Below are 21,646 nucleotides of genomic sequence, written 5' to 3' on the forward strand. Positions count from 1 at the left end.
GGCTAGCCTTTGAAAACAAATTGCACGCGCTCTGGTCTTTGCTTTTCTTTAATCAGTGCCTTCATCTTGCCAAGCTCTGTAAGGATTTCTAGGGTAGATTGCTTTTTGATAGAGATGCCATCGATGGTGTATTCTGTGATTCCTATGCCATCTTCTAGGCTCTGTAAAACCTCATTTATGGCTGCATCAATCTTTTTTATCTTTTCTTGCGCTGTCAAAAAAGCTCCTTTTTTGGCTTGATTTTATCCTTAAGCCCTTAAGCACGACCCCCATCATTTTGCCCGTGAGCGCAATGTGGCTTGGGTGCTTTGGGGAGTTTTCTGCGTGGGTTTTTGACAAAAAGAATGCTGGCTAGATCGAGAAAAAGTAACGCGCTTAAGCGGTTTGCAAGGGAGGTAGTAGCTCTGCAAGCGCGCTCCCTCTAGTTTTCATCTTCCAAATCTGCATAAGTGTAGCGATTACTTCTTAGCAGGCTTTCTATTTCCCTGGGGTTTGTGGTTGTGTTAAAAACAAAGCTCCTATTATCCACAATGCTTTTTTGTGTGCTTTGTTTTTCTGAAAACCCTTTGTTTTCTATGTTCTTTGCTTGCGCTTCTTTAAGCGCGTCTATTAGGCCTGTTGTGTTCCACCCCTCTCCTTTAGTGGGGAAAGCATCTCTGCGAGATTCTTGCTGGGCCATGACATGGGTGGTTGGCGTGAGGTTTGGCATGACAAGGGGAGGGGCTTGCAAAGCTTTTTGCAAGGCCTGGCCTTGACTTATGGGGATGCTTTGGACTTTGATTGGGCTAGGGAGGGAAAATTGCTTTCTTAAACCTCCTAATTTTTCTAGCAAGGAAGTAATGGGGGCGCTCAAGGTGGTAAAGGCTTTGGAGAAAAAGTCAAAGAGAGGGGAGAGCATGGAAGAAATTTTCTCAATCCCTATTTCCATCCATGCCAAAATCTTCTCCCAATTCTCAGACACATAGGCAAAGGCCTCTCCCAAAGCGATATAGAATGCTCCTATTCCTGTGGAGATGAGAGCGCTTTTTATGATTTTTGCTGTTGCTTTGAATGCAAAACCAAACTTTGCCACCCCAACACTTGCAATTTTTGCTGCTAGCGGGATTTTTAAAAGACTACCCCTAAGAGATGCAAGAAGGCTGCTTGTTTTTAATGCTTCAAAACGAGTTTTACCAAATTTTGGAATGAGTGCAAAAAGTGCACTCCCTGTCAAATTTATCGGTGCTGTGAGGAGGGAAAAGGAAGTTTTTGCTAAAGTGATCGGGCTTTTTAATGCCATGAGGCCTACTTTTGTCATTTGGGCTTTGTTACAAAAAATCCCTATAAGCTTGATGGGCAAAAGCAAGCAGGAGCTAATCGCCCTAAATGCTGCAGGCAAAAAACTCACCACCTTAAGGCCAAGGATTCCAAGCGTTGTAATGCCTAAAGCCTTGATTAGCCCTTGGTGTCTTTGGCTAAAGAGTGCAAGAGAGGAAGCAATCTCACTAATACCATTAAAGACAGAATTCACAAGAGGCAAGAGCGCATTTCCTAGGCTTATGCTTAGGGCATTGAGTGAGCTTTGCATCCTTTTCATCGCCCCTTGTGTGGTATTAGCAAGTGTCTCTACTTCCTTTTCCATGCTGCCAGTTTGGTGCTTTGTGTCCATGGTTTTTTTAACTATCTCATCAAATTTTGCAAGATTGCTAGTAATCTGTGCGATTTTAGGTGCGGCTTCTTCGCCAAAGAGATTTTTCAAAATCCCTATTTTCTCGCCATCCTCTGCCTCTGCTATAGAGCCTAGCACTTGCCTTATGGCATGCATGGGAGAATTTTGCATGGCCTCTTTGAGGTCCTCTGTGTCAATGCCTAGTTGACTTAGGGCATCTTTTGCCCTATCTGTTAGGGCAGAAGATGAGCCAAGAGTATTTAGCATTTTATTGATAGCAGTGGCTGCCTGCTCTGCTCCTATTTTCATATTGGCAAAAGATGCAGAGATTGCTACGCCCTCTCTGGCACTAAGCCCTAGGGTCTTTATGAGCCCTGCTGTCCTGCTTAGGATCTGGGTGATTTCTTTGGGAGCTGCTGCAGTACTATTTCCTAGAGTATTTATCGCATCACCTAGCTCTTTGACCTCATCAATGCCCACTCCTAGCTTTTGCATGATTCCTGCGATGCTCTCTCCAGCTTCTTGTGAGGAAATATCAAAGGCAAAGGCCATCTTTGAAACGACATCAGTAAAGGGCATAAGGAGATTTTTCTCTAGCCCTAGCTGCCCACCACTTGCCATGATCTCAGTGAGCTCTTTGGCACTAAGGGGCACAAGGCGTGCAAGCGCAAAAATTTGCTTTTGCAAAGAGGCGCTTTCTTCTTGACTCAAATCTACCACCTTTTTGACCATGGCAAAAGAGCCCTCAAAACTAAGCGCCTTAGAAATAGGTTTACTGATTGCCCAAACACTCCCTATTGTCCCTGCGATTTGGAGTTTCATGTCATCTAATTTTTTGCAGGCCTCACTCACATCTAGTTTTAACTTTGTTGCCGTGGCATTGGAGACTTGTTTTTTGAGATCCAAGAGGGTTTTTTTTGAAAATTTAGGACCATATACGGGGTTTACTTCTTTTGATAGGTTTTTTAGGGCTTGTTTTGCTTGCTTTATTGGTGTGGTTAATGTATCGCCAAGGCCCAAGGTCTGTTTGTTGATTTTATTAATGGCAAGATTGAGCGCGCTAAGATTGGGGATAATGTCTAATTTTATTACGCTATGCATGACAAAACCTTTTTTTTTGTAGTCAAAAAGAATTATAATCAAGCCATACTAAGTCAAAAGAGCCAAAATGGTGTATATAACCGTTACAAACGACCAATTTAACAATTTTATTTGCTTCCACTCTTTTTTGTGGAGCTTTTTGTTTGGCGTCTTTGGCTGTTATTCCATGGGGTGGGATGCTTTTAACTTATTTTTCATTGTTGCGTTCCTCCATGTTATCCCTGCGCTTTTTATCTATCTACTCTTAGGGCTTGCGTTTATGCTAGCTGGCTGGTTCATTAGCCTCATTTGCATTCTTTTTACTAAAGAAACTGCACTTCGTTTGTTTTGGATTTGAAGTATATATAGGCATTGAATGATTCTTTGCTTGCTCTGCTTATATCTATCTAAAAGATTGCAGGGCTTTTCTTTCTTTGACAAGGGGGAGGGGCTTAAATGGCAATCCCTCCCCCTTGTCTACCCCCACCCTAGTCAGGCTCTACTTTTTACGCGGACATGGCCCGCATTTTCAAGACACTTTTTTACGCTCCTAACCTCTCGTCAACCACCCCAATCAAAAGCTTGCCGAATTAAAATCAAACTGGCCGGGCCCAATCAGCCAATCAAATTAAATCAGGCAAACCAGCTCAATCAAATCAAGCCAGGAAGGTTAGTCAGATTAAAACCAAATAAATCCAATCAAATCACTAAAATCGCTCCGGCCAAACCAAACCAGCCAAGCTGAATAAACCAAGTCAGTCCAATCGGCCAAATGAATTCAAATCAGTCAAATTAGCCAAATCAAATGCGGGGTTTTTGTTCCTCTGTGGGATGCTCAGCTGCGGGGGTGGATTCCTCTTCAAAAGGAGGGCCTTTTTTGAGAATTTCTGTGAGCATCGCAGCTTTTTGGGGATCCATTTTGGCCAGGATTTTGCCAATCTCACTGGGTTTGAGATAAAAGAGGATCTTGGCTGCTTGTTTGGTGGCAAGATCATTGAGAATTGCTGCAGCTTTGGAATCTTTCATCTTGGCATAGGTTTGAGCGATCTTGCTCTCTGTGGCCTCACGAATTTCTTTGAGCACCTCTTCATTTTTGGTGATGAGTTTTTTGATGGTGCTTTGGCTATCTTTTTGATTTTGTTCTAGCTGTTTTTCTTTGTCTTTGATTTCTTGCAGTTTTAGAGCAAGCTCTTTTTGGAGATTTTTGAGCTTTTGCTCACGCTTTGCAAAGAGCTCATCGCTGGCCTTTTTGAGGATTTCTAGGGATTGTTTTTTTTCTTCGAGCTCTTTGAGTTGGAGTAGAATCTCGTTTTTGCGACTTTCAAAAATTGCATTGCATTGGAGGGTGGCATTTTGGGAGTTTTGCTCAGCATTTAGTATGGCGATAAAAGCAAAAAATAGGATTTTTTTCATCATTTTTCCTTTGCATGAAATAAGATGGCAGCAATTTCATCTAGATTTTTTTCCTCATTTTTTTTGATTTTTGTGATCATTTTTTTGAGTATATTGCTGTGGATGTATTGGATTTTTTCCACTTCTCTATAGAGATGTTGATAAACCCTCTGGGCTTCTTTTTTTTGGGATTTGAGTAGGGAGATTTCTTGATGCAAGGAATCTATTTGAAACAAAAAAGACCCCCGCCCCTCCTGCAGGATTTTGAAATCTTGAATGGTCCCTGTGCTTGGCGCGAGGAATGCGTGCATCTCTGCTTGCAAGAGTGAGATTTGTTCAAACTTTTGTGAGATTTTTTGCGCGATTTTGGCAATCACGATTTCCTGCTTCTCGAGTTCACTTTTTTTGGCCTTCAATATGGGGCTAAAGCTTGTTTTCATAAAAAGATGATGTCATCCCTCTCTGGGGATGTGGAGATGAGGGAAATCCTCACCCCGATGATTTCTTCTAATTTTTGGACATAGCTTTTTGCCTGATGGGGCAGGGCGTCAAAATCCCTGATATTGGCAGTTTCACCCCAGCCCTCAAAGCTCTCATACACAGGTATCACGTTTTCTAAGTTATCAGGGATGTAGTCAATGAACTTACCTTTGTAGTGGTACTTTGTGCAAATTTTGACTTCTTGGAAGTGATCTAAGACATCAAGCTTCATTAATGCGAGTTGGTTGCAACCATTGATGCGGCAGGCATATTTTAATGCCACTGCATCTAGCCAGCCACATCTTCTTTTACGCCCGGTTGTGGTGCCAAATTCATGTCCTCTTTGGCCGATGAGTTCGCCAGTGGCATTGTTTTCTTCTGTGGGGAATGGGCCATTTCCGACTCTCGTGCAATAGGCCTTGAAAACGCCAATGACATTTTTAAGCTCTCTTGGAGCGATGCCACTCCCACTACTGGCGCTGGATGCGGTTGTAGTGGAGCTTGTCACAAAGGGATAGGTCCCATGATCAATATCTAGCATGCTGCCCTGTGCACCCTCTAATAGAATCTTTTCTCCTTCATCAATGGCTTTCCAAAGCAAGCGCGCGGTGTCTGTGATAAAGGGCAAAAAATAGGGTTGCAAAGACTCAATGATGGCAAATACTTCTGTGGGTGAGGGTAGGCTTATATGATGGAGATCTTGCAAAAATTCAATGCCTTGGTAATAATTTTGGAGCTTTTGATAAAAGGCCTCTAGATCCCTCAACTCGCCCATGCGAAATCCCACGCGACTTACTTTGTCGCTGTATGTGGGGCCGATGCCTTTTTTGGTGGTGCCAATCTTGTCATTCTCTTCTCTGACTGAATCTAGTATTTGATGATAGGGCGTGATAATGTGGGCTCTATCGCTGATGAAGAAGCGATTTTGCAGGTTTTGGAATTGCTGCATTTCCTGATGCAGTGCCTCAAGAGAGATCACCACACCATTTCCGATGATATTTTTGCAGTTAGGATAGAGGATGCCAGAGGGCATGAGATGGAGAGCGTACTTTTTTTTGTCGATCACGATGGTGTGTCCTGCATTGTGTCCGCCCTGATAACGAACCACATAGTCATAATTGCAGGCAAGTTTGTCTACAATCTTTCCCTTTCCCTCATCACCCCACTGGATGCCTACAATTACATCAGCCATTATGTTCCTTATCGTGTAAAATACTCAAGATGTGATCTGTATAGATTCCAAACCCACAAGAGGGTGTGTGCTCGATTTTGTAATTCCCGCCAAGCAGTAGCGTCTCATTCCCAAGGAATGCCCGGAAGGTAATATCGCAATAATAATTTACAGGGACATCTTGAATTGTCGAAATGATAATCTTATCATATTTGAGGCTTTTTGCGCTTTCTAGGAGCCTTTGTAGCTCTGATTTCAAAAACACAGGTGCATTTTTGCTAAAAGATTCTAGATCTTGTATGTTTTCGATCATGATGAGATCTTTTAGCAGAGGATTTTGGAGAAGCTCTTGGATCTGGGAATGGAGGATTTGTCCCTTGCTCATTCCTAACTCCTCTGCACAAAGCTGCAAGATGTTTGTGTTTGAGATTTGCATAAAGGGGATGAGATTCCATTTCTCAAAAAGAAGAATAGCAAGCTCTAGGAGTTCATGAAAGGCCTCAGACTCTAGGCATTCCACCCCGATTTGATGGATCTCATTGCTAGGGTAGCTAAAGACTGGCTGGATATAAAACCACTTCTTTGCTCCGGTGCTGCGGGCAAGATGCTTGGTGATGATGCGGATGGTATCCATGGTGCTATCATAGCGCAGGGAGATTTGTTGATTGTCCTGGGAGTTTAGGCGTATGATTTTGCGATTGGAGAAATTTTTCTGGTGTTGCAAAAAAGAAAAAGAGGGGGTGAGGATTTCTTCAAATCCACGGGAGGTAAAAAGCTCGCTTGCTCCCTGTTCGATCTCACGTTTGAGTTTGGCGGTTTTGCCAAAATAAAGCTTGCTGCCCTGGGGAATCTCATGTTCTAGCATAGAAAATCCTTAGATAAAGAGGGAGTTTACGCTTTCGTTATAGTGGATCCTGCGGATTACCTCAGCAAATAATGGAGCGACACTAAGTACGGTTATTTTGGCACTTTGCTTGCGCAGGGGGATGGAATTGCTCACCACCACTTCATCTAGCACACTCTCTTCTATACGCTCTAGTGCTGGATGGCTTAGCACTGCATGGGTTCCCAATGCTAGGACCGAAGCAGCGCCTTTGTTTTTTAGCACCTCAGCCGCCTTGCACACCGTCCCTGCGGTATCAATCATATCATCCACCAAGATCACATCTTTGCCTTGAACTTCCCCAATGATGTTCATCACCTCGCTGACATTGGCTTTCTCTCTTTTTTTGTCTACGATAACTAGATCTAATTGCAATTGATCAGCAAAATATCTCGCACGAGAAACGCCTCCGATATCAGGGCTTGCAATGATGGGATTTTTGAGATTTTTGGAGCGGATGTAATCGCGAAAGATAATCGAACCATAGAGATTGTCTACTGGAATGTCAAAAAACCCTTGAATCTGTCCAGCATGTAAATCCATGGTGATGATGCGATTGATGCCAGCGCCCTGAATGAGATTTGCCACAAGTTTGGCAGAGATTGGCACTCTTGGAGCGGCCTTTCTGTCTTGGCGTGCATAGCCAAAATAGGGGATTACAGCATTGATGGAATTTGCAGAGCTTCTTTTGAGGGCATCTGCCATAATTAATAATTCTATGAGATTGTCATTGGTGGGAGCGCAGGTGGGCTGGATGATAAAGACATCTTTGCCACGCACGGATTCTGAAATTTGCACAGAAATTTCTCCGTCACTAAATCTGCTGACATTCGCCTTGGAAAGCACCCCATCAAGGTGTTTGACAACTTCTTTGCTAAATTCCAGATGAGCGGTGCCGCTGAAAACCTTAAAACCTTTTATCATGCTGTTTTCCTAAGATGAATGTTTTTGTCATTTTACCAAAAAAACTATTTTCCAAATAATTTGTCAAAAAGTTTGTGAGTATTTAGAGAAATGGTAAGCATCTGCTGCCAACCTGTGGTTTTTTGTGTGAAATGTGTGATGAAACTAAAGCGTCCGGTGAAATAGTCATTTTTGTATTCGTAGTAAAGCTCCAAGCGATCATAGAGGGGGGAGCGGTAAAACGGCAGGCCTGAGTAGAAATTTTCCCCATACTGAGAAAAATACAGCATTTGCGACTTCCCCGCATAAAAGCGATTGTCCACACCAAAGCCCTTGTACTGGGTGATGAGCTGCACTTGAGAGCCCCAGAGATTGCTAAAGGGATCATTCCCTCTGGATAATCTTCGTTTGCGTTCAATGGATCCCAGTGCGCTAAGTTTGAGATTTAGTGCATCCAGCACTTTGGTATAGGATTCTAGATTGATCCCGACATATGCCTCATAATAGAGGCGATCCAGCAAATACGTATCCCCGTGGCTCCCATCTAGACTCAAAAATTCATCATTTTTGAAGTGATTGAGCAAAAAACTCCCTCCAAGATAAAAAACCTTGTCAAAAAAATTCTTGTTCAAATAGCCCTGCACCAAAAATTCATCCAGCCTCTTTGCAAGATTTCCTCCATACCAATCAAAGAGCAATTCTGCTTGCAGGTTCTGATCTTTGGGATCATATTGGAAGAGGATTCCGCTGCTCATGGGATTAAAAAACAAAAAATCCTTGCGATAAAAGAGTTTGGAATATTTCCCAATCCAGTATTTTTTGGGGAAGATTCCAAAATATCCCTTCCATGCGTTATGTTCAAAGCTATAAGAAAATGTAATACCACCCTTTGAGGGGAACTTCTCTCCCATGTTTTGGATGAAATACCCACCAAACAGCAGCTTTTGGTTGTAGAATTCTATGCCAATTTCTGGCTTTATGCTCCCAGCAAAAAGTGTGCGTGTGGGCCAATAGGCTTGGGATTCTTCGGTATTATCCAAGAAGAAATCAAAATTCATGCCATAGAGAAGGCGATAGGGTCTTTTTGGGTCTTTTCTTAGGATGGATGGGGTGGTGCTACCCTGGCTAATGGATGTGCTTATCTCTTCTTTTGCTCCCGCATCTTTTTGTGCATTTTTGTTTAAAGATTCCGCCGCCTCTTTTGAGGTGGCAGGAGATGCTAGGATTTCTGGCGCTAGGGGCAATTGCTTTGCATTGCCAAAGAAGCAAAGCGCAAAAAACAGAAAAATCTGCTTTTTGAAAGGGGATTTTTTATTGTGCATAAGCTTCGATTTTGATATCGATTTCTATCTCATCTCCGACGATAGCGTTTTTGGTTTCTTTGCCGATGCCAAAATCCTTACGATTGATTTTGCCCTCAGCCTCAAGCACTACGAATTCTTTTTTATTCACTGGATGCTTCAATGGAGCTTGGATGTCTACTTTCAATACGATGGGCTTGGTCACACCACGGAAGGTTAAATCTCCATAGATTTTTCCATCCTCATACTTTGTCATCTTAAAGCTCCCTTTTGGGTATTTGATCTCATCAAAGAAATCCGTTGCCCTTAGGTGATTGTCTCTTTTTTTGTCCCTGGTGTTGATGCTTTTGACATCAACGCTACCCTCAAAAACATTGATTTTCTTGGTGTCAGGGTCTACATCAATCTTGCCATCAAAATTATCAAATGTGCCCCTTACCTTGCTAAATACAAGGTGTTTGGCCTCAAACCACACGCTAGAATGCGACTTGTCAATCGCATAGGGTTTTGCAAAAATCAAACCCGTGCTAAAAAGTGCAAATAAAAGTGTTTTCTTCATTTTTTCCTCGCTTAAAATCTTTTAAAATAAAAGCCGAATTATACAACATTCAGCGAAGAATCTCGCATTTTTTTCATCTTTTTCTACAAGGCCTAAGCGATAAAATCCAGCATCTTTTTTATCTTTTCTAGGCTTTTTTCTTTGCCCAGGATGTAGAGTGCCTCCACCACACCAATTCCCCCTGGTTTGCCAAGCAGTGCAAGGCGTAGGGGTTGGAGGAGCGCTCCAATTTTTAGAGATTTTTTCTTAGCAAACTCTGTGCAAAACTCCTGCAATTCCTGCAGGGATGCAAAGTCTTTTTGTGCCAAGTCCTCACTGCATTCTTTGAGCATTGCTTTGGTCGCATCATCGCATTTTTGCAGCATTTTGGAGTCATAATTTGAAATGGGAGAAAAAATCTCCTCAATTTGTGTACGAAATTCCCTCAAGGTTTGGGAGCGATTTTTTAGCTCCTGGAATAAAACATCTCGCTGAGCAGGCGTGAGGGGAGAATCCCAATCTAGCAGAGTTTCTAGCTCTTCATTTGGGGTTTGCTTGATGTAGTGTTGATTGAGCCAGAGGAATTTTTCCTGGTTAAAGATACTTGGGGATGTGTTGAGATTGTTGACACTAAATTTTTCTAAGAGATCTGGCAGGCTAAAAATTTCCTCATCTCCATAGCTCCATCCAAGCCGAGCAAGGAAATTGAGCAGAGTTTGGGGGAGATAGCCTGCATTTTTGTATTCCATCACCCCCATGGCCCCATGGCGTTTGCTAAGCTTTGCTCCATCGTTGCCCAAAATCATGGGTACATGATAGAATTTTGGCACTGCAAAATTGAGCGCATTGTAAATGATAATCTGCTTTGGTGTGTTGCTGAGATGATCATCTCCGCGAATCACATCCGTGATTCCCATGAGTGCATCATCAATGACCACGACAAAATTGTAAGTGGGTGTGCCATCGCTGCGCGCGATGATGAAATCATCAATTTCACTTGCTTGAAATTTCATCGCGCCCTTGATGCCATCATGAAATTCAATGCTTTGGTTGAGTGGAGCTTTGATGCGCACTACAGGCTGCACTCCTTTTGGTGGTGTGCCTTGGAAATCACGGTAGCGATTGTCATAGCGCGGGGTTTGCTTGTTTTTTTCCTGCTCCTTTCTGAGTGCATCTAGTTCTTCCTTACTCATATAGCAATGATATGCCTTGCCTTCTTCTAGAAGTTGATGGATGTATTTTTGATAGATCTCTAGGCGACTAGATTGGTAGATTACTTCTTTGTCATACTGCAGACCCACCCAGTCAAATGCCTGCAAAATAGCCTCTGTGGCTTCTTTGGAATTTCTGGCCTGATCGGTATCTTCAATCCTCAATAAAAACTCCCCGCCATTCCCCTTGGCATGTAGATAGTTAAACAGCGCGGTGCGCAGCCCACCAATATGCAGATGACCCGTGGGAGAGGGGGCAAATCTTGTCACTATTTTCTTCATTTTTTACCTCTTTGTGGTGAGATCTCTTGACTTTTTCTTTTTGAATTTTACTAAAATACAAGAAGATTTCAAAGCGAGAAAGCATGGAGCAGGACCTACTCATCTCTGTATTATTTGTCGTTGGCATCACCGTGGAATCCATGACAGGGGCGCTGGCTGCGGGAAGATATAAGATGGATTTGATGGGGGTGATTTTCATCGCTTTGGTTACAGCCATTGGCGGGGGTTCAGTTAGAGATATTTTATTCAATCATCATCCCTTGGTGTGGATTAAGCATCCCCAATATATTCTGATTATTGTATTGGCTGCCCTCCTTGCCACTCGCATTCCAAAATTCATCACAAAATTTGAGAGAGTTTTTTTGCTGCTTGATGCCATAGGACTGGTTGCTTTTAGTGTTATTGGTACTGCTGTGGTCATGGAAAAATACCAAAGCATGACCCTAGCAATTTGTGGAGGTGTGATCACAGGTGTTTTTGGCGGCATCCTGCGAGATATTTTTTGCAATCAAATTCCCCTGATTTTGCGGAGGGAAATCTATGCGAGCGTGGCGCTTTTTGCCTCTGCATTCTATTATATTTTGTTAGAGTTTTTTGGGCTGAGTGCAGAGATTGCAAGCGGGGTTACGCTCATTTGCGGGAGTGCTTTGAGGATTTTTGCAATTTATTACAAGCTGGGATTGCCTGTATTTCATTTTGAGGATCACAACGAAAAAAAATAAAGCGCTTTTGCATTTTTAAGTTTCTCGCAGCCTTTAAGTTCTCGCAGTGCTTTTTTGGTTTTTGATTTTCTTGTGGATTTTTATTAGATCTTCTTTGATGGGCTTAGATTTTAGATCTTTCTTCCCTGCTTTTGCACCACAAAAAATTTCTAAAAGAAGAGAATTTTTATATAATTTTGAACATAAGCTATGGGAGTGATGGATGCAAGATTATGGGATTTCGTATTGGTCAAATAATGATTTTTTTATCGAGGATGGGGTGGTGAAGGTTAATCATGGCAACAACCCAGCACTCATTGACATCGTCAGAGAGGTACGCGAAAAAGGCTTTCGCGGTCCTTTGCTTTTGCGCTTTCCGCATTTAGCTGCTAAACAAGTGGATAAACTTTTTTGCTCTTTTGAGAAGGCGATGCGTGAATATAAATATGAGGGGCATTTTCACGCAGTCTTCCCGCTCAAGGTCAATCAAATGCCTAATTTTGTCTTGCCATTGATGAAATCCTCTTTAAATCGCAGCTATGGGCTTGAGGCAGGAAGTAAATCAGAGCTCATTATAGCAATGGCCTATACCAACAAACATGCTCCCATCACAGTCAATGGCTTCAAAGACAAGGAGATGATTCATCTTGGCTTCATTGCTGCAAATATGGGGCATTCGATCACTCTGACCATTGAGGGGCTCAATGAACTAGAGACCATCATTGCTGTTGCTAAGGAAATGGGAGAGCCCTATCCTGATATTGGATTGAGAATCCGCTTGCACAGTACGGGCACAGGGGTTTGGGCAAAAAGTGGAGGGATTCATTCTAAATTTGGACTCACTAGCACCGAGCTTTTGGAGGCAATTTCTCTCTTAGAAAAATCCAAACTTTTGCATAAATTTAGAATGATTCATTTTCACATTGGCAGTCAAATCAGTGATATTTCCCCGCTAAAAAAAGCCATTCGTGAAGTGGGAAACATCTATGCGGAGTTGCGTAAAATGGGGGCAAAAAAGCTTACGGCAGTGAATATTGGCGGGGGGTTGGCTGTGGAGTATACACAGCATCAAGGTTGTAATAATTGCAATTACACGCTGAGTGAATTTAGTGGGGATGTGGTGTTTTCACTCAAAGAAATCGTGAAAAACAAAAAAGAAAAAGAACCAGATATTTATATTGAATCAGGGCGCTATATCTCTGCAAATCACGCGGTGCTAGTGGCTCCAGTGTTAGAGCTTTTTTCCCAAGAATATGATGAAAAGGCCCTAAAACTCAAAGAAAAAAATCCTCCACTTATTGCAGAAATGTTTGATCTCTATCAAAGCATCACAGAAAAAAATGCAATCGAATATCTGCATGATAGCTTTGATCATATGGAGTCCTTGCTGACGTTGTTTGACCTGGGTTATATTGATTTGCAAGATCGCAGCAATACAGAAGTCTTGGTGCATTTGATTATCAAAAAGGTCATCAAGCTTTTGAAGCATAAAAATCACAATGAGATTCTTCGGATCCAAGAGCAAGTCCAAGAGCGCTATTTGCTCAATTGCTCTTTTTTCCAGAGCCTGCCAGATTATTGGGGATTGGGGCAGAATTTCCCTGTGATGCCACTAGATCGACTCAACAAAAGACCCAATCGAAGTGCCAGCCTTTGGGATATTACTTGTGATAGCGATGGAGAGATTGCTTTTGATTCCAATAAGCCCTTATTTTTGCATGATGTGGATGTCACAAAGGAGCAGTATTTCTTGGGTTTTTTTCTTGTGGGGGCATATCAAGAAGTTTTGGGAATGCGACATAATCTTTTCACCCATCCTACAGAATTTAGTGTGATCCTTGGTGAGGATGGATATGAGGTGGATAATTTGCTAGAGGCACAAAATATCTTGGATGTGCTTGATGATTTGGATTATGACACCAAAGAAATTGAGCGTATTTTGAAGCAAAAAATCGATGATTCTAGCCTGCTTGATGAGGATAGAAAAAAAGAGATTTTGGGCCAGCTCTACATCATGATGAGCGAGCATGGATATCTGCGTACCATCATCAATGAGGAGAAAGAGTGAATTGTGCGCATTTTGGTGTTTGTGGGGGATGTCAGCTAGATAAAGATTACTCCACCCAGCTCAGACAAAAATATGAGGATTTTACAAATTTGCTGGGATTTGCGCCAAGTGAGATCTTTGCCTCTCCCTCGCGGGGTTTTCGCGCTCGCTGCGAGCTAGGCATCCATAAAAAACCAAAATCCCACGCAGCTTTTATTGATCCTCATGATGTCGCGTCTTGCTTAAATCTTTCTGCGCAGCCCACTCACTTTGATTCTATGCATGTTGCTCTAAAAAATCCCACTCAAGAAATTTTCCTCTCCATGAATTCCCTTGGCAAAAAAGATCACATCCCTATCCAAAACTGCCCCAATCTCATCCCCAAACTCCAAAAAATCCTGCACCAACTCCCTCCTCTGCTGCAGCCAGAAATCCTAAGCTACAAGCTCTATGCCATCAATCTTTTAGGCGTAGGCCAGGGGATTTTGAGCATGATTTATCACAGAAAATTAGAGGATTCTTGGGAGCATGCAGCCAGAAATCTTGCCCATAGTCTTGGGGTATCCATCATTGGTAGGAGCAAAAATCAAAAAATTCTCATTGGTAGCGATTTGCAAGAAAGTTCGCTCAATGTGGCTGGAAGGAAGCTTATCTATCTGCACAAAGAGGGGAATTTCTCCCAGCCCAATCCCTTCATCAATGAGAAAATGCTAAATTTCATTCTTGCTTGCTTGCAAGATCATCCCCGCAGGGATTTGCTTGAGCTTTATTGTGGCAGTGGGAATTTTTCCATCGCGTTAGCAGATTCCTTTGAGAGGGTCTTTGCCACGGAGGTGGTAAAAAGCGCCATCCCCGTTCTACTAGAAAATGCCAGAAGAAATGACATCACAAATCTCACGGCTGCACGCCTTAGCGGACTAGAAACCATGCAGGCCCTTAGCTTTGAGCGGGATTTTTTTCGCTTAAGGGGGGTGGATTTGAGGGATTTTAATTTTTCTCACATCCTAGTGGATCCTCCTCGCAGCGGGATTGGTGACATAAAAATGTTGCATTTTTTGCAGAAATTTCCCTACATCATCTATGTATCTTGCAACCCCCACAGTCTAAAGCGCGATTTCTTGATCCTATCTCAAAGCCATAAGGTCATTCATTCTGCGCTATTTGATCAATTCCCTCACACGCACCATGTCGAAAGCATCATGATTTTGCAAAAAGTTCTTTGAATTTAATGCGATTTTTAAAACTACCTACCCTTGGGTAGGTGACTGTGATTTTTTTGAATACTCATAGGGATGGGGTGAGATTGCAAAGCACTAGAACGGAGGGCACAATGTTAAAATTACCCATTGCATTAGAAGAAATCTCTGTGCAAGGAGCTGGTTTGAACTCCCCACGCATTTGAGAGAGTGCCTGGGATGAGGATTGAAGTTTTGCTAGGAGATAGCAGGCTCTCTCAAAGTCAATTATTTGGGTTTTTAATCTCTTCAAGCATGGTGTAAAATGCCTTTTTTGTACCCTCTCTTACAGGCTGAAGTAGGCTTACAAAAACAATTACAATGCTTGCACACACAAATCCAGGGATAATCTCATAAATTGGCAAATAGTCATAAAAGAAATTTTTGTGCAAGACCACTGCTGCTGCGCCTGTGATCATCCCCGTGATTGCGCCCATTCTGGTCATGCGTGACCAAAAAAGTGAGAATAAGATTACGCTGCCAAAGCTCGCGCCAAATCCTGCCCATGCATAGGCTACGATGGAGAGGATGCTGGAATTTTTGTCTGCAGAGATGAAAAATGCAATGAGGGATACAGCTAGCACACTGGCCCTTGAGATGTTTATTACAAGTTTTTCTGGGGCTTCTTTGTGGAAGATTCTGCGATAAAAATCCTCAGCAATCGTGGAGCTAGAGACAAGCAACTGCGAGCTAGCAGTGCTCATGATGGCTGCTAGAATCGCGCTTAATAAAATCCCTGCCACCCAGGGATTAAAGAGGATTTGGCTCATGACAATAAAGATTTTTTCTGGATCATGGAGGGAGAGATTGAAACGATTGGCATAGGCAATGCCAAGTAATCCTATCGCGCAGGCCCCAATGAGGCTGATGCTCATCCAAGAAATACCGATAAATGTCGCGTAGGGAACATCTTTGATGGAGCGGATGGACATGAAGCGCACCAAGATATGAGGTTGTCCAAAATATCCAAGACCCCATGCCAAGGCTGAGATGATGGCTAGGAAGGAGACTCCGCTAAAGAGGCTGAGATGTTTGGTGATGATTTTTGTATCTTTGAGTGCAATGAGCTGGGATTTGATGGCATTGAGCGCAGTTTCATTCTTGGGCATTTTTATAAGTGCATTCAGATTGGTTTGGAGATTTTTTATGTACTCTGGTGCGGGAGTTTTTTGGATATGCAGATCCTTGCTTGATTGCAGCAGGGTAAGAAGGGGAGGGATCTTTTCTTGTGCAGTCTGTGCATTGAAATCTGCAAGGATGGTGGGGATCTCTTCTTGGTATTTTTGTAGGCTCATGCGACTTTGATCAGAAGTCCTGATGGCATCTGTTGCGTTAGAGAGTCCTCCTAGATGATAGAGCATAATGATGGGCACAACAATGAGAGCTAACATCATCAAAATCCCCTGGATCAAATCCGTCCAGCAGACTGCTTTATAGCCACCAAGAAATGTATAGGACACAATGATGATGGTTCCAATGCTAAGTGCATAGTCATATCTGAGTCCAAAGCTTGCTTCAAAGAGTTTGGCACCTCCTACAAGCCCGCTAGAAATATAAAAAGTAAAAAAGATCAAAATCACAATCGCACAAAGCAATCGCAGAATGTGTTTATCATCACTAAAGCGAGTTTCAAAATAATCAGGAATAGTGATACAGTCTGAAATCACGCTGGTATAAACCCTCAGACGCTTTGCGACAAAAATCCAATTGAGTGTCGCGCCAATGGTCAATCCAATGGCAATATAAGATTCTATTAAGCCTCCTGCATAGAGTGCACCTGGTAGACCCATGAGCAACCATCCGCTCATATCAGAGGCACCTGCAGAGAGAGCAGAGACCACAGGGCCCATGGAGCGGCTGCCTAGGAAATAATCTTGCGTAGTGGTGTTTTGTTTGAAAAAATAAAAGCCAATGCCTAGCATCACAAGGGAATAGCCCAGAAATGTAACAATGATGGGGATGCTCAGTGTAACAGTCTCAAAATTCATTTTTTCTCCTTTAAGATGCGCTCTCCTAGATTTCCATAGCGATGATAGGAGATGCTGGTAGATTTTTCATTGAAGTAATACAAAAGCTCAAAGCGCCCATTCAAAAGCACGCGCTCCCTGATGATGATTTTTGCGATGCGAGCAGCAGCTTGATAAATGGGGTCTTCTTGTGAGGGTGCGGATAGATAACGGATGCGCTCAAATTGATGTATTTTTTCAAGGAAGCTTTGGAGATTTTCTTCTACAAAATCCACTGCCCAAAACACCTTTTTTGCCTGCGCAATGACGGGGCTGGCATGCTCAAAACTCACGCAGATTGGAACCTTTGCAATGAGACTTGCGATAATGATGCCAAAAACATCAATAAGTCTATCTTCTTGGCTGACGCGATAGATGAGATTGCGTATGGGTGTATAGGAAAAGAGGTTATCCTCCCCGCGTATGGTGATGTATTCTTTGCTCTGGCTAAATTCCTGCTCATAATGATGGGCAAAATTCCCAATCATTTTTTTTAAGATTTCCAATGTCTCTTTAGGGATTTCTTTGGCGATAGCTGTGAGTGCCTGCTCAAGCGGGTGGGAGGAGTATTGCTCGGGGATTTCTTCTTGGTGGATATGGAGAAATTGAGTGATGTAATTATAAATCCCTACTTTGCGCCCAAAACCAATGGCACTTTTTTTGATCCCACCAAAGGGTTGGCGTAGCACAATTGCTCCAGTGGTGGGTTTGTTGATATAGAGATTCCCTGCTTGTATATTTGTGCAGTAATACTCCCACTCTCGTTGATCTAGGGACTCCAATGCACTAGTAAGCCCATAGCCCGTGGCATTGGAGATCTCTATAGCATCTTTGAGATCTTTTGCACACATCACGCCAAGTATGGGAGCAAATAGCTCGGTTTGATGCATGAAGGAATCTTCTTTCACGCCATATTTGATCCCAGGAGTCATCAAATAGGGGTGATTTTCAATAAATCTTGGCTCTAGCGCCCAGGACTCTCCTTCTTCTAGTTCTCTGATTGCGCGCTTGACCTTGTCATTGATGGAATCTGCTAATGCCCCCAATTTGTTTTTTAGCACAAAGGGATTGCCAACGCTTAGAGATTTGGCAGCATCTACAAGAGTTTTTTTGAAATTTTCATCATGATAGACTTCCTCCTCTAAAATCAATAAAGAGGTCGCAGAGCATTTTTGCCCAGAATTGCTAAAGGCAGAGTGGATGATGTTCTTGATGGCTGCATCTCTATCCGCCATTTTGGTGACAATTGTGGCGTTTTTGCCCCCTGTTTCTGCGCTAAGCAACAAAGTGGGATTGCTCTCTAGCATCTTATAAGCACTCTCTTCCCCACCAGTGAAGACGCAGAAATCTATCAAGGGATTTTTGAGTAAAAATTTGGAAATATCACTTCCATGTGAGGGGAGATAGAGGAGCGTCTCTTTGGAAAAGCCAGCATCCCAAAAGCATTCACAGATTTTATAACCTGTGAGTAGGGCAAGGCTTGAGGGCTTGAAGATCACTTTATTCCCCGCTGCGAGTGGGGCGGCTATGGTGCCTACAGGAATGCCGATGGGGAAATTCCAAGGAGCAATGGTGGCACCTATGCCCTTGGCATGAAATTGTGTGGTGGGATTTTGTGCCTTGAGCGTGGAGAGGGAATGAGGATAAAATTCCAAAAAATCAATAGCTTCGCTTACTTCTGGATCGATTTCCAAAAATGTCTTTCCCACCTCCAGTGCTGCGATGCCAATAAGATCTCCACGGCGATCGCGCATGATTTGTGCGGTTTTTGCTAGCAGGCTGTGTAATTCTTCATGAGAGAGAATGGGCGCATTCTTGGCCACTTGCAGGGCTTTGTGAATGGCTTCTTCATCTGCGAGATATACTTCCGCGATTTCTTTTTGATGAATCTTATCTTTGATGAGAATTTTTTGGCCAGTTTTTAACTCACTTCCTGCAACGGGGTAGAGCGTGATTTTTTCAAAATTTTCATACTTGGATTTGATTTGCTCTGCCCACTTGCGATTAGAGGGCAAGATGAAATCCGTATCTGGCTCGTTGTGAAAAACTTTAGTTTGCAGGGTACTGGGAGTGATTTTGCTCTGCAAGCGGTTTTGGCGTCTTTTGGTGGAGTTGTCTAGCGTCTTTATGCCTTGGATGGATTGCAAAAAGATGTTTTTCTGTTTTTCCCAATTGTCATCCCCTACTTTGAGGTGGAAAAAATAGCGCATGAAATTATCAGAACTTGTGTTTTCATCTAAGCGCCTTACTAGATAAGCAATGGCATTATTGAAATGTGCTTCATCACAAACTGGTGCATAAAGGATGAGTTTGTGCATTTGGCTAAGCTCTTGACTTGCCTGCATGCTCATGCCCTCAAGCATTTCAAAAGTGAAGGAATCTAGAGCATCTTTTTCTGTAATGCGTGTATAGGCATAAGCAATCTCAAAGATATTGTGGCTGGCAATTCCGATGTGAATGTATTTGTGATTATCCCCAGTGAGGATGAAATCTAGCATTTTTTTATAATTGCTATCTGTCTGTGCTTTTTGTTCAAATGTGGGAAGCTCCCAGCCTCTTTGGCTAGCAATGGTTTCTTCAGATTCCATATTGGCACCCTTGACAAAGCGGATTTTGATGGGTTTGCCCCCCTCTAGCACGCGCTTTTTGGAAAATTCATGCAGCACCTGGAGGTAATGGTAGGAATCAGGAATATAGGCTTGCAAAACAATACCTGCCTCTAAGTCTTTGAAATCACTGATGGCATCCATAAATGCGCTGACAGTAAGCTCTAAATCACGAAATTCCTCCATATCAAGATTGATAAATTTTTGCAGCCCGCTTTCTTTTTCTTTTTTGGAGGCAAGGGCGTAGAGGTGCTTGAGGCGCTGGATAACCTCTTGTTTAGAAGCTTCAAAATCAATGATGTTAATCTGACTAAAAATCGTGGTAATTTTAATCGAAATATAAGTGATATAGGATGAAGCAATGGCTTCTTCATATTTTTGGATGCGATAATGCGCCTCCTCCTCTCCTAGCACCTCCTCACCGATGAAATTGATATTAATGGTGATATTTTCTTCTGCTCGCTTGGTGATATGGGATTGCAAAAAATCTGGATTGGCATCTAGTACCATGGATTTGGTGTCACTGCGAATCTGAGAGACGAAAAATGGCACACTCAGACTTGGGACGAATTTCCCGACATTGAGAAACAAAAAAAGCAAGGTTTTTTCTGTGGGGGTGAAAAAATCCGCAATGCCATGCCTCTCAAGGATGTAGTGAATAAGCTCAAAGTTTTTGGAGCGATCTTTTGTGCGAAAACTTTTGTCCAGCAATTCGATGAGCATCACCTTGCTTTTGGGATTATTGAGAAGTTTTTGCATCTTATGATGAAATTTTTGTTCTTGCCTAGAGAGTTTTTTTGCAATTGTGTTTTGCAATTTCTCTGCTAGGGCTAGAGATTTTTCTACAACAGACATGGATTCCTCCCTTGTGATTTTTGTGGAACAAAGCAAATTTCTGCCTTTGCCTTAAGGAATTTCTAACAATACTCATTTCTTGTTAAAATCCTAGTATTATAGACGCATTTTGTGCGCAATTCACACATATTTTCACAACACAGATGGGGAGTGGCTGCAGACAAAATCCAATGGAATTTTGTTGTAAGAGGCTTGATTGCATCTAGAGATTTTTTGGTTCGCGAGATTTTGGTTTTTGAAGTGTTTGGGCTTTGATTTTGTATAGGGACTTGAAGCGGCGCCCCTGCTGAATTTTGATTCCAGGGGATATTTGTGCTTTTAGTGGTGGCTTGAGGCGGAATCGAACCACCGACACGAAGATTTTCAGTCTTCTGCTCTACCGACTGAGCTATCAAGCCAAAGTAAAACCGAATTCTATGGAATAAATCTTAAAATTTAGCTTAAATGGCTATAATTTTGCCAAAGTTTTAGTAGAAATTGTGAGAAAAGAGGGTAAAGATGCGATTGATTTCATGGAATGTGAATGGACTGCGTGCTTGTATGAACAAGGGTTTTATGGATTTTTTCAGACAAATTGATGCAGATATTTTTTGTATCCAAGAATCCAAAATGCATCCAGATCAGGCAGATTTTGTTTTTGATGGTTATCATGGCTATTGGAATAGTGCAGAAAAAAAGGGCTATTCTGGAGTGGTGGTTTTGAGCAAGCAAGAGCCTCTTTGTGTGGAATATGATATGGGTATAGAGCATCATGACAAAGAGGGGCGCGTGATTTGTGCGGAATATCCAGATTTTTATCTAATCAACGTTTACACACCCAATTCCAAGCGCGAGCTTGAGAGATTGGAATATCGCATGCAGTGGGAGGATGATTTTTTGAATTTTCTCAAAAATTTAGAGCGAAAAAAGCCCCTGATTATTTGCGGAGACCTCAATGTCGCGCATAAAGAAATCGATCTTAAAAACCCCAAAACAAACCGCAGGAATGCTGGGTTTACTGATGAGGAGCGGGAAAAAATGACCACTCTCTTGGAAAATGGATTTATTGATACCTTTCGATATTTTTATCCCGATCTAGAGGGGGCTTACAGCTGGTGGAGTTATATGGGCAGGGCGCGCCAAAACAACACGGGATGGAGAATTGATTATTTTTTGTGCTCAGAGATTTTGCAAAAAAGACTCATTGAGGCCAAGATCTATTCAGAGATTTTGGGGAGCGATCACTGCCCTGTGGGTTTGGTGATTTCATAAATTTTTTGGGTGGGGTGATTTTGTATGAGTGGTTATAAAACTTTTGTTAGAATACG

General features: G+C 42.4%; 16 protein-coding genes and 1 tRNA gene. 4 read left to right on the top strand and 13 right to left on the bottom strand.

Annotation, left to right across the window (positions count from 1 at the left end; translation table 11 throughout):
• Positions 1 to 2 precede the first annotated feature (2 nt).
• The 10 genes from DQN48_RS01135 to gltX form a co-directional block, all read right to left on the bottom strand.
• Entirely contained in the window at positions 3 to 218 is a 216-nt protein-coding gene (locus tag DQN48_RS01135; protein ID WP_041913040.1) for a hypothetical protein, read from the bottom strand.
• A 203-nt stretch (positions 219 to 421) separates the two neighbouring features.
• A complete protein-coding gene (locus DQN48_RS01140) occupies positions 422 to 2,749 on the bottom strand; it encodes a phage tail tape measure protein (protein WP_013022559.1) in 2,328 nt (775 codons plus the stop codon).
• Positions 2,750 to 3,529: 780 nt separating this feature from the next.
• Positions 3,530 to 4,141, bottom strand: a complete 612-nt coding sequence (locus DQN48_RS01155; RefSeq protein ID WP_013022560.1) for a MotE family protein — start codon at positions 4,139 to 4,141, stop codon at positions 3,530 to 3,532.
• Positions 4,141 to 4,560: a flagellar export protein FliJ gene (locus DQN48_RS01160; RefSeq protein WP_013022561.1), complete on the bottom strand. Its 420-nt coding sequence runs from the start codon at positions 4,558 to 4,560 to the stop codon at positions 4,141 to 4,143. Before DQN48_RS01160 ends, DQN48_RS01155 begins: the two co-directional genes overlap by 1 nt.
• The gene (locus DQN48_RS01165) at positions 4,557 to 5,792 is read right to left on the bottom strand and encodes an adenylosuccinate synthase (RefSeq protein ID WP_013022562.1); all 1,236 of its coding nucleotides are present in this window, start codon (positions 5,790 to 5,792) and stop codon (positions 4,557 to 4,559) included. Before DQN48_RS01165 ends, DQN48_RS01160 begins: the two co-directional genes overlap by 4 nt.
• A complete protein-coding gene (locus DQN48_RS01170; protein ID WP_013022563.1) occupies positions 5,785 to 6,636 on the bottom strand; it encodes an ATP phosphoribosyltransferase regulatory subunit in 852 nt (283 codons plus the stop codon). Before DQN48_RS01170 ends, DQN48_RS01165 begins: the two co-directional genes overlap by 8 nt.
• A 9-nt stretch (positions 6,637 to 6,645) precedes the next feature.
• On the bottom strand, positions 6,646 to 7,578 hold the full coding sequence (locus DQN48_RS01175; protein ID WP_013022564.1) for a ribose-phosphate pyrophosphokinase: 933 nt from the start codon (positions 7,576 to 7,578) through the stop codon (positions 6,646 to 6,648).
• Between the two features lie 44 nt (positions 7,579 to 7,622).
• Entirely contained in the window at positions 7,623 to 8,879 is a 1,257-nt protein-coding gene (locus tag DQN48_RS01180; RefSeq protein WP_013022565.1) for a hypothetical protein, read from the bottom strand.
• Positions 8,869 to 9,417, bottom strand: coding sequence for a YceI family protein (locus tag DQN48_RS01185; RefSeq protein ID WP_013022566.1), 549 nt, complete (start codon positions 9,415 to 9,417; stop codon positions 8,869 to 8,871). Before DQN48_RS01185 ends, DQN48_RS01180 begins: the two co-directional genes overlap by 11 nt.
• Before the next feature lie 92 nt (positions 9,418 to 9,509).
• Positions 9,510 to 10,889 carry a glutamate--tRNA ligase gene (gene gltX, locus DQN48_RS01190; RefSeq protein ID WP_013022567.1) on the bottom strand — a complete coding sequence of 460 codons (1,380 nt, stop codon included), beginning with the start codon at positions 10,887 to 10,889 and terminating at the stop codon, positions 9,510 to 9,512.
• A gap of 83 nt (positions 10,890 to 10,972) precedes the next feature.
• On the opposite strand from gltX, the gene DQN48_RS01195 reads away from it, so the two are divergent.
• From DQN48_RS01195 to DQN48_RS01205, 3 genes are all read left to right on the top strand, one after another.
• Positions 10,973 to 11,611 (top strand): trimeric intracellular cation channel family protein, encoded by a 639-nt coding sequence (locus DQN48_RS01195; RefSeq protein WP_013022568.1) that lies wholly within the window; start codon positions 10,973 to 10,975, stop codon positions 11,609 to 11,611.
• Between the two features lie 202 nt (positions 11,612 to 11,813).
• The gene (gene speA, locus DQN48_RS01200) at positions 11,814 to 13,658 is read left to right on the top strand and encodes an arginine decarboxylase (RefSeq protein ID WP_013022569.1); all 1,845 of its coding nucleotides are present in this window, start codon (positions 11,814 to 11,816) and stop codon (positions 13,656 to 13,658) included.
• The gene (locus tag DQN48_RS01205) at positions 13,655 to 14,860 is read left to right on the top strand and encodes a tRNA (uridine(54)-C5)-methyltransferase TrmA (protein WP_013022570.1); all 1,206 of its coding nucleotides are present in this window, start codon (positions 13,655 to 13,657) and stop codon (positions 14,858 to 14,860) included. Before speA ends, DQN48_RS01205 begins: the two co-directional genes overlap by 4 nt.
• Positions 14,861 to 15,096: 236 nt before the next feature.
• Here the strand turns inward: DQN48_RS01205 and DQN48_RS01210 are convergent, their stop codons facing one another.
• The 3 genes from DQN48_RS01210 to DQN48_RS01220 form a co-directional block, all read right to left on the bottom strand.
• Entirely contained in the window at positions 15,097 to 16,860 is a 1,764-nt protein-coding gene (locus DQN48_RS01210) for a sodium:solute symporter family transporter (RefSeq protein ID WP_013022571.1), read from the bottom strand.
• Positions 16,857 to 20,339 carry a bifunctional proline dehydrogenase/L-glutamate gamma-semialdehyde dehydrogenase gene (locus DQN48_RS01215; RefSeq protein WP_041913043.1) on the bottom strand — a complete coding sequence of 1,161 codons (3,483 nt, stop codon included), beginning with the start codon at positions 20,337 to 20,339 and terminating at the stop codon, positions 16,857 to 16,859. Before DQN48_RS01215 ends, DQN48_RS01210 begins: the two co-directional genes overlap by 4 nt.
• A 322-nt stretch (positions 20,340 to 20,661) precedes the next feature.
• Positions 20,662 to 20,737, bottom strand: a tRNA-Phe gene (locus DQN48_RS01220).
• A gap of 100 nt (positions 20,738 to 20,837) precedes the next feature.
• On the opposite strand from DQN48_RS01220, the gene DQN48_RS01225 reads away from it, so the two are divergent.
• A complete protein-coding gene (locus DQN48_RS01225; RefSeq protein ID WP_013022573.1) occupies positions 20,838 to 21,590 on the top strand; it encodes an exodeoxyribonuclease III in 753 nt (250 codons plus the stop codon).
• Positions 21,591 to 21,646: the final 56 nt, after the last annotated feature.

This window comes from Helicobacter mustelae (genome assembly GCF_900476215.1).
Lineage (GTDB): Bacteria > Campylobacterota > Campylobacteria > Campylobacterales > Helicobacteraceae > Helicobacter_H > Helicobacter_H mustelae.

Coding starts and splice junctions, on each gene's coding strand:
- DQN48_RS01140 (WP_013022559.1), bottom strand. CDS start 2,749: ATGCATAGCGTAATAAAATTAGACATTATCCCCAATCTTAGCGCGCTC.
- DQN48_RS01155 (WP_013022560.1), bottom strand. CDS start 4,141: ATGAAAAAAATCCTATTTTTTGCTTTTATCGCCATACTAAATGCTGAG.
- DQN48_RS01160 (WP_013022561.1), bottom strand. CDS start 4,560: ATGAAAACAAGCTTTAGCCCCATATTGAAGGCCAAAAAAAGTGAACTC.
- DQN48_RS01165 (WP_013022562.1), bottom strand. CDS start 5,792: ATGGCTGATGTAATTGTAGGCATCCAGTGGGGTGATGAGGGAAAGGGA.
- DQN48_RS01170 (WP_013022563.1), bottom strand. CDS start 6,636: ATGCTAGAACATGAGATTCCCCAGGGCAGCAAGCTTTATTTTGGCAAA.
- DQN48_RS01175 (WP_013022564.1), bottom strand. CDS start 7,578: ATGATAAAAGGTTTTAAGGTTTTCAGCGGCACCGCTCATCTGGAATTT.
- DQN48_RS01180 (WP_013022565.1), bottom strand. CDS start 8,879: ATGCACAATAAAAAATCCCCTTTCAAAAAGCAGATTTTTCTGTTTTTT.
- DQN48_RS01185 (WP_013022566.1), bottom strand. CDS start 9,417: ATGAAGAAAACACTTTTATTTGCACTTTTTAGCACGGGTTTGATTTTT.
- gltX (WP_013022567.1), bottom strand. CDS start 10,889: ATGAAGAAAATAGTGACAAGATTTGCCCCCTCTCCCACGGGTCATCTG.
- DQN48_RS01195 (WP_013022568.1), top strand. CDS start 10,973: ATGGAGCAGGACCTACTCATCTCTGTATTATTTGTCGTTGGCATCACC.
- speA (WP_013022569.1), top strand. CDS start 11,814: ATGCAAGATTATGGGATTTCGTATTGGTCAAATAATGATTTTTTTATC.
- DQN48_RS01210 (WP_013022571.1), bottom strand. CDS start 16,860: ATGAATTTTGAGACTGTTACACTGAGCATCCCCATCATTGTTACATTT.
- DQN48_RS01215 (WP_041913043.1), bottom strand. CDS start 20,339: ATGTCTGTTGTAGAAAAATCTCTAGCCCTAGCAGAGAAATTGCAAAAC.
- DQN48_RS01225 (WP_013022573.1), top strand. CDS start 20,838: ATGCGATTGATTTCATGGAATGTGAATGGACTGCGTGCTTGTATGAAC.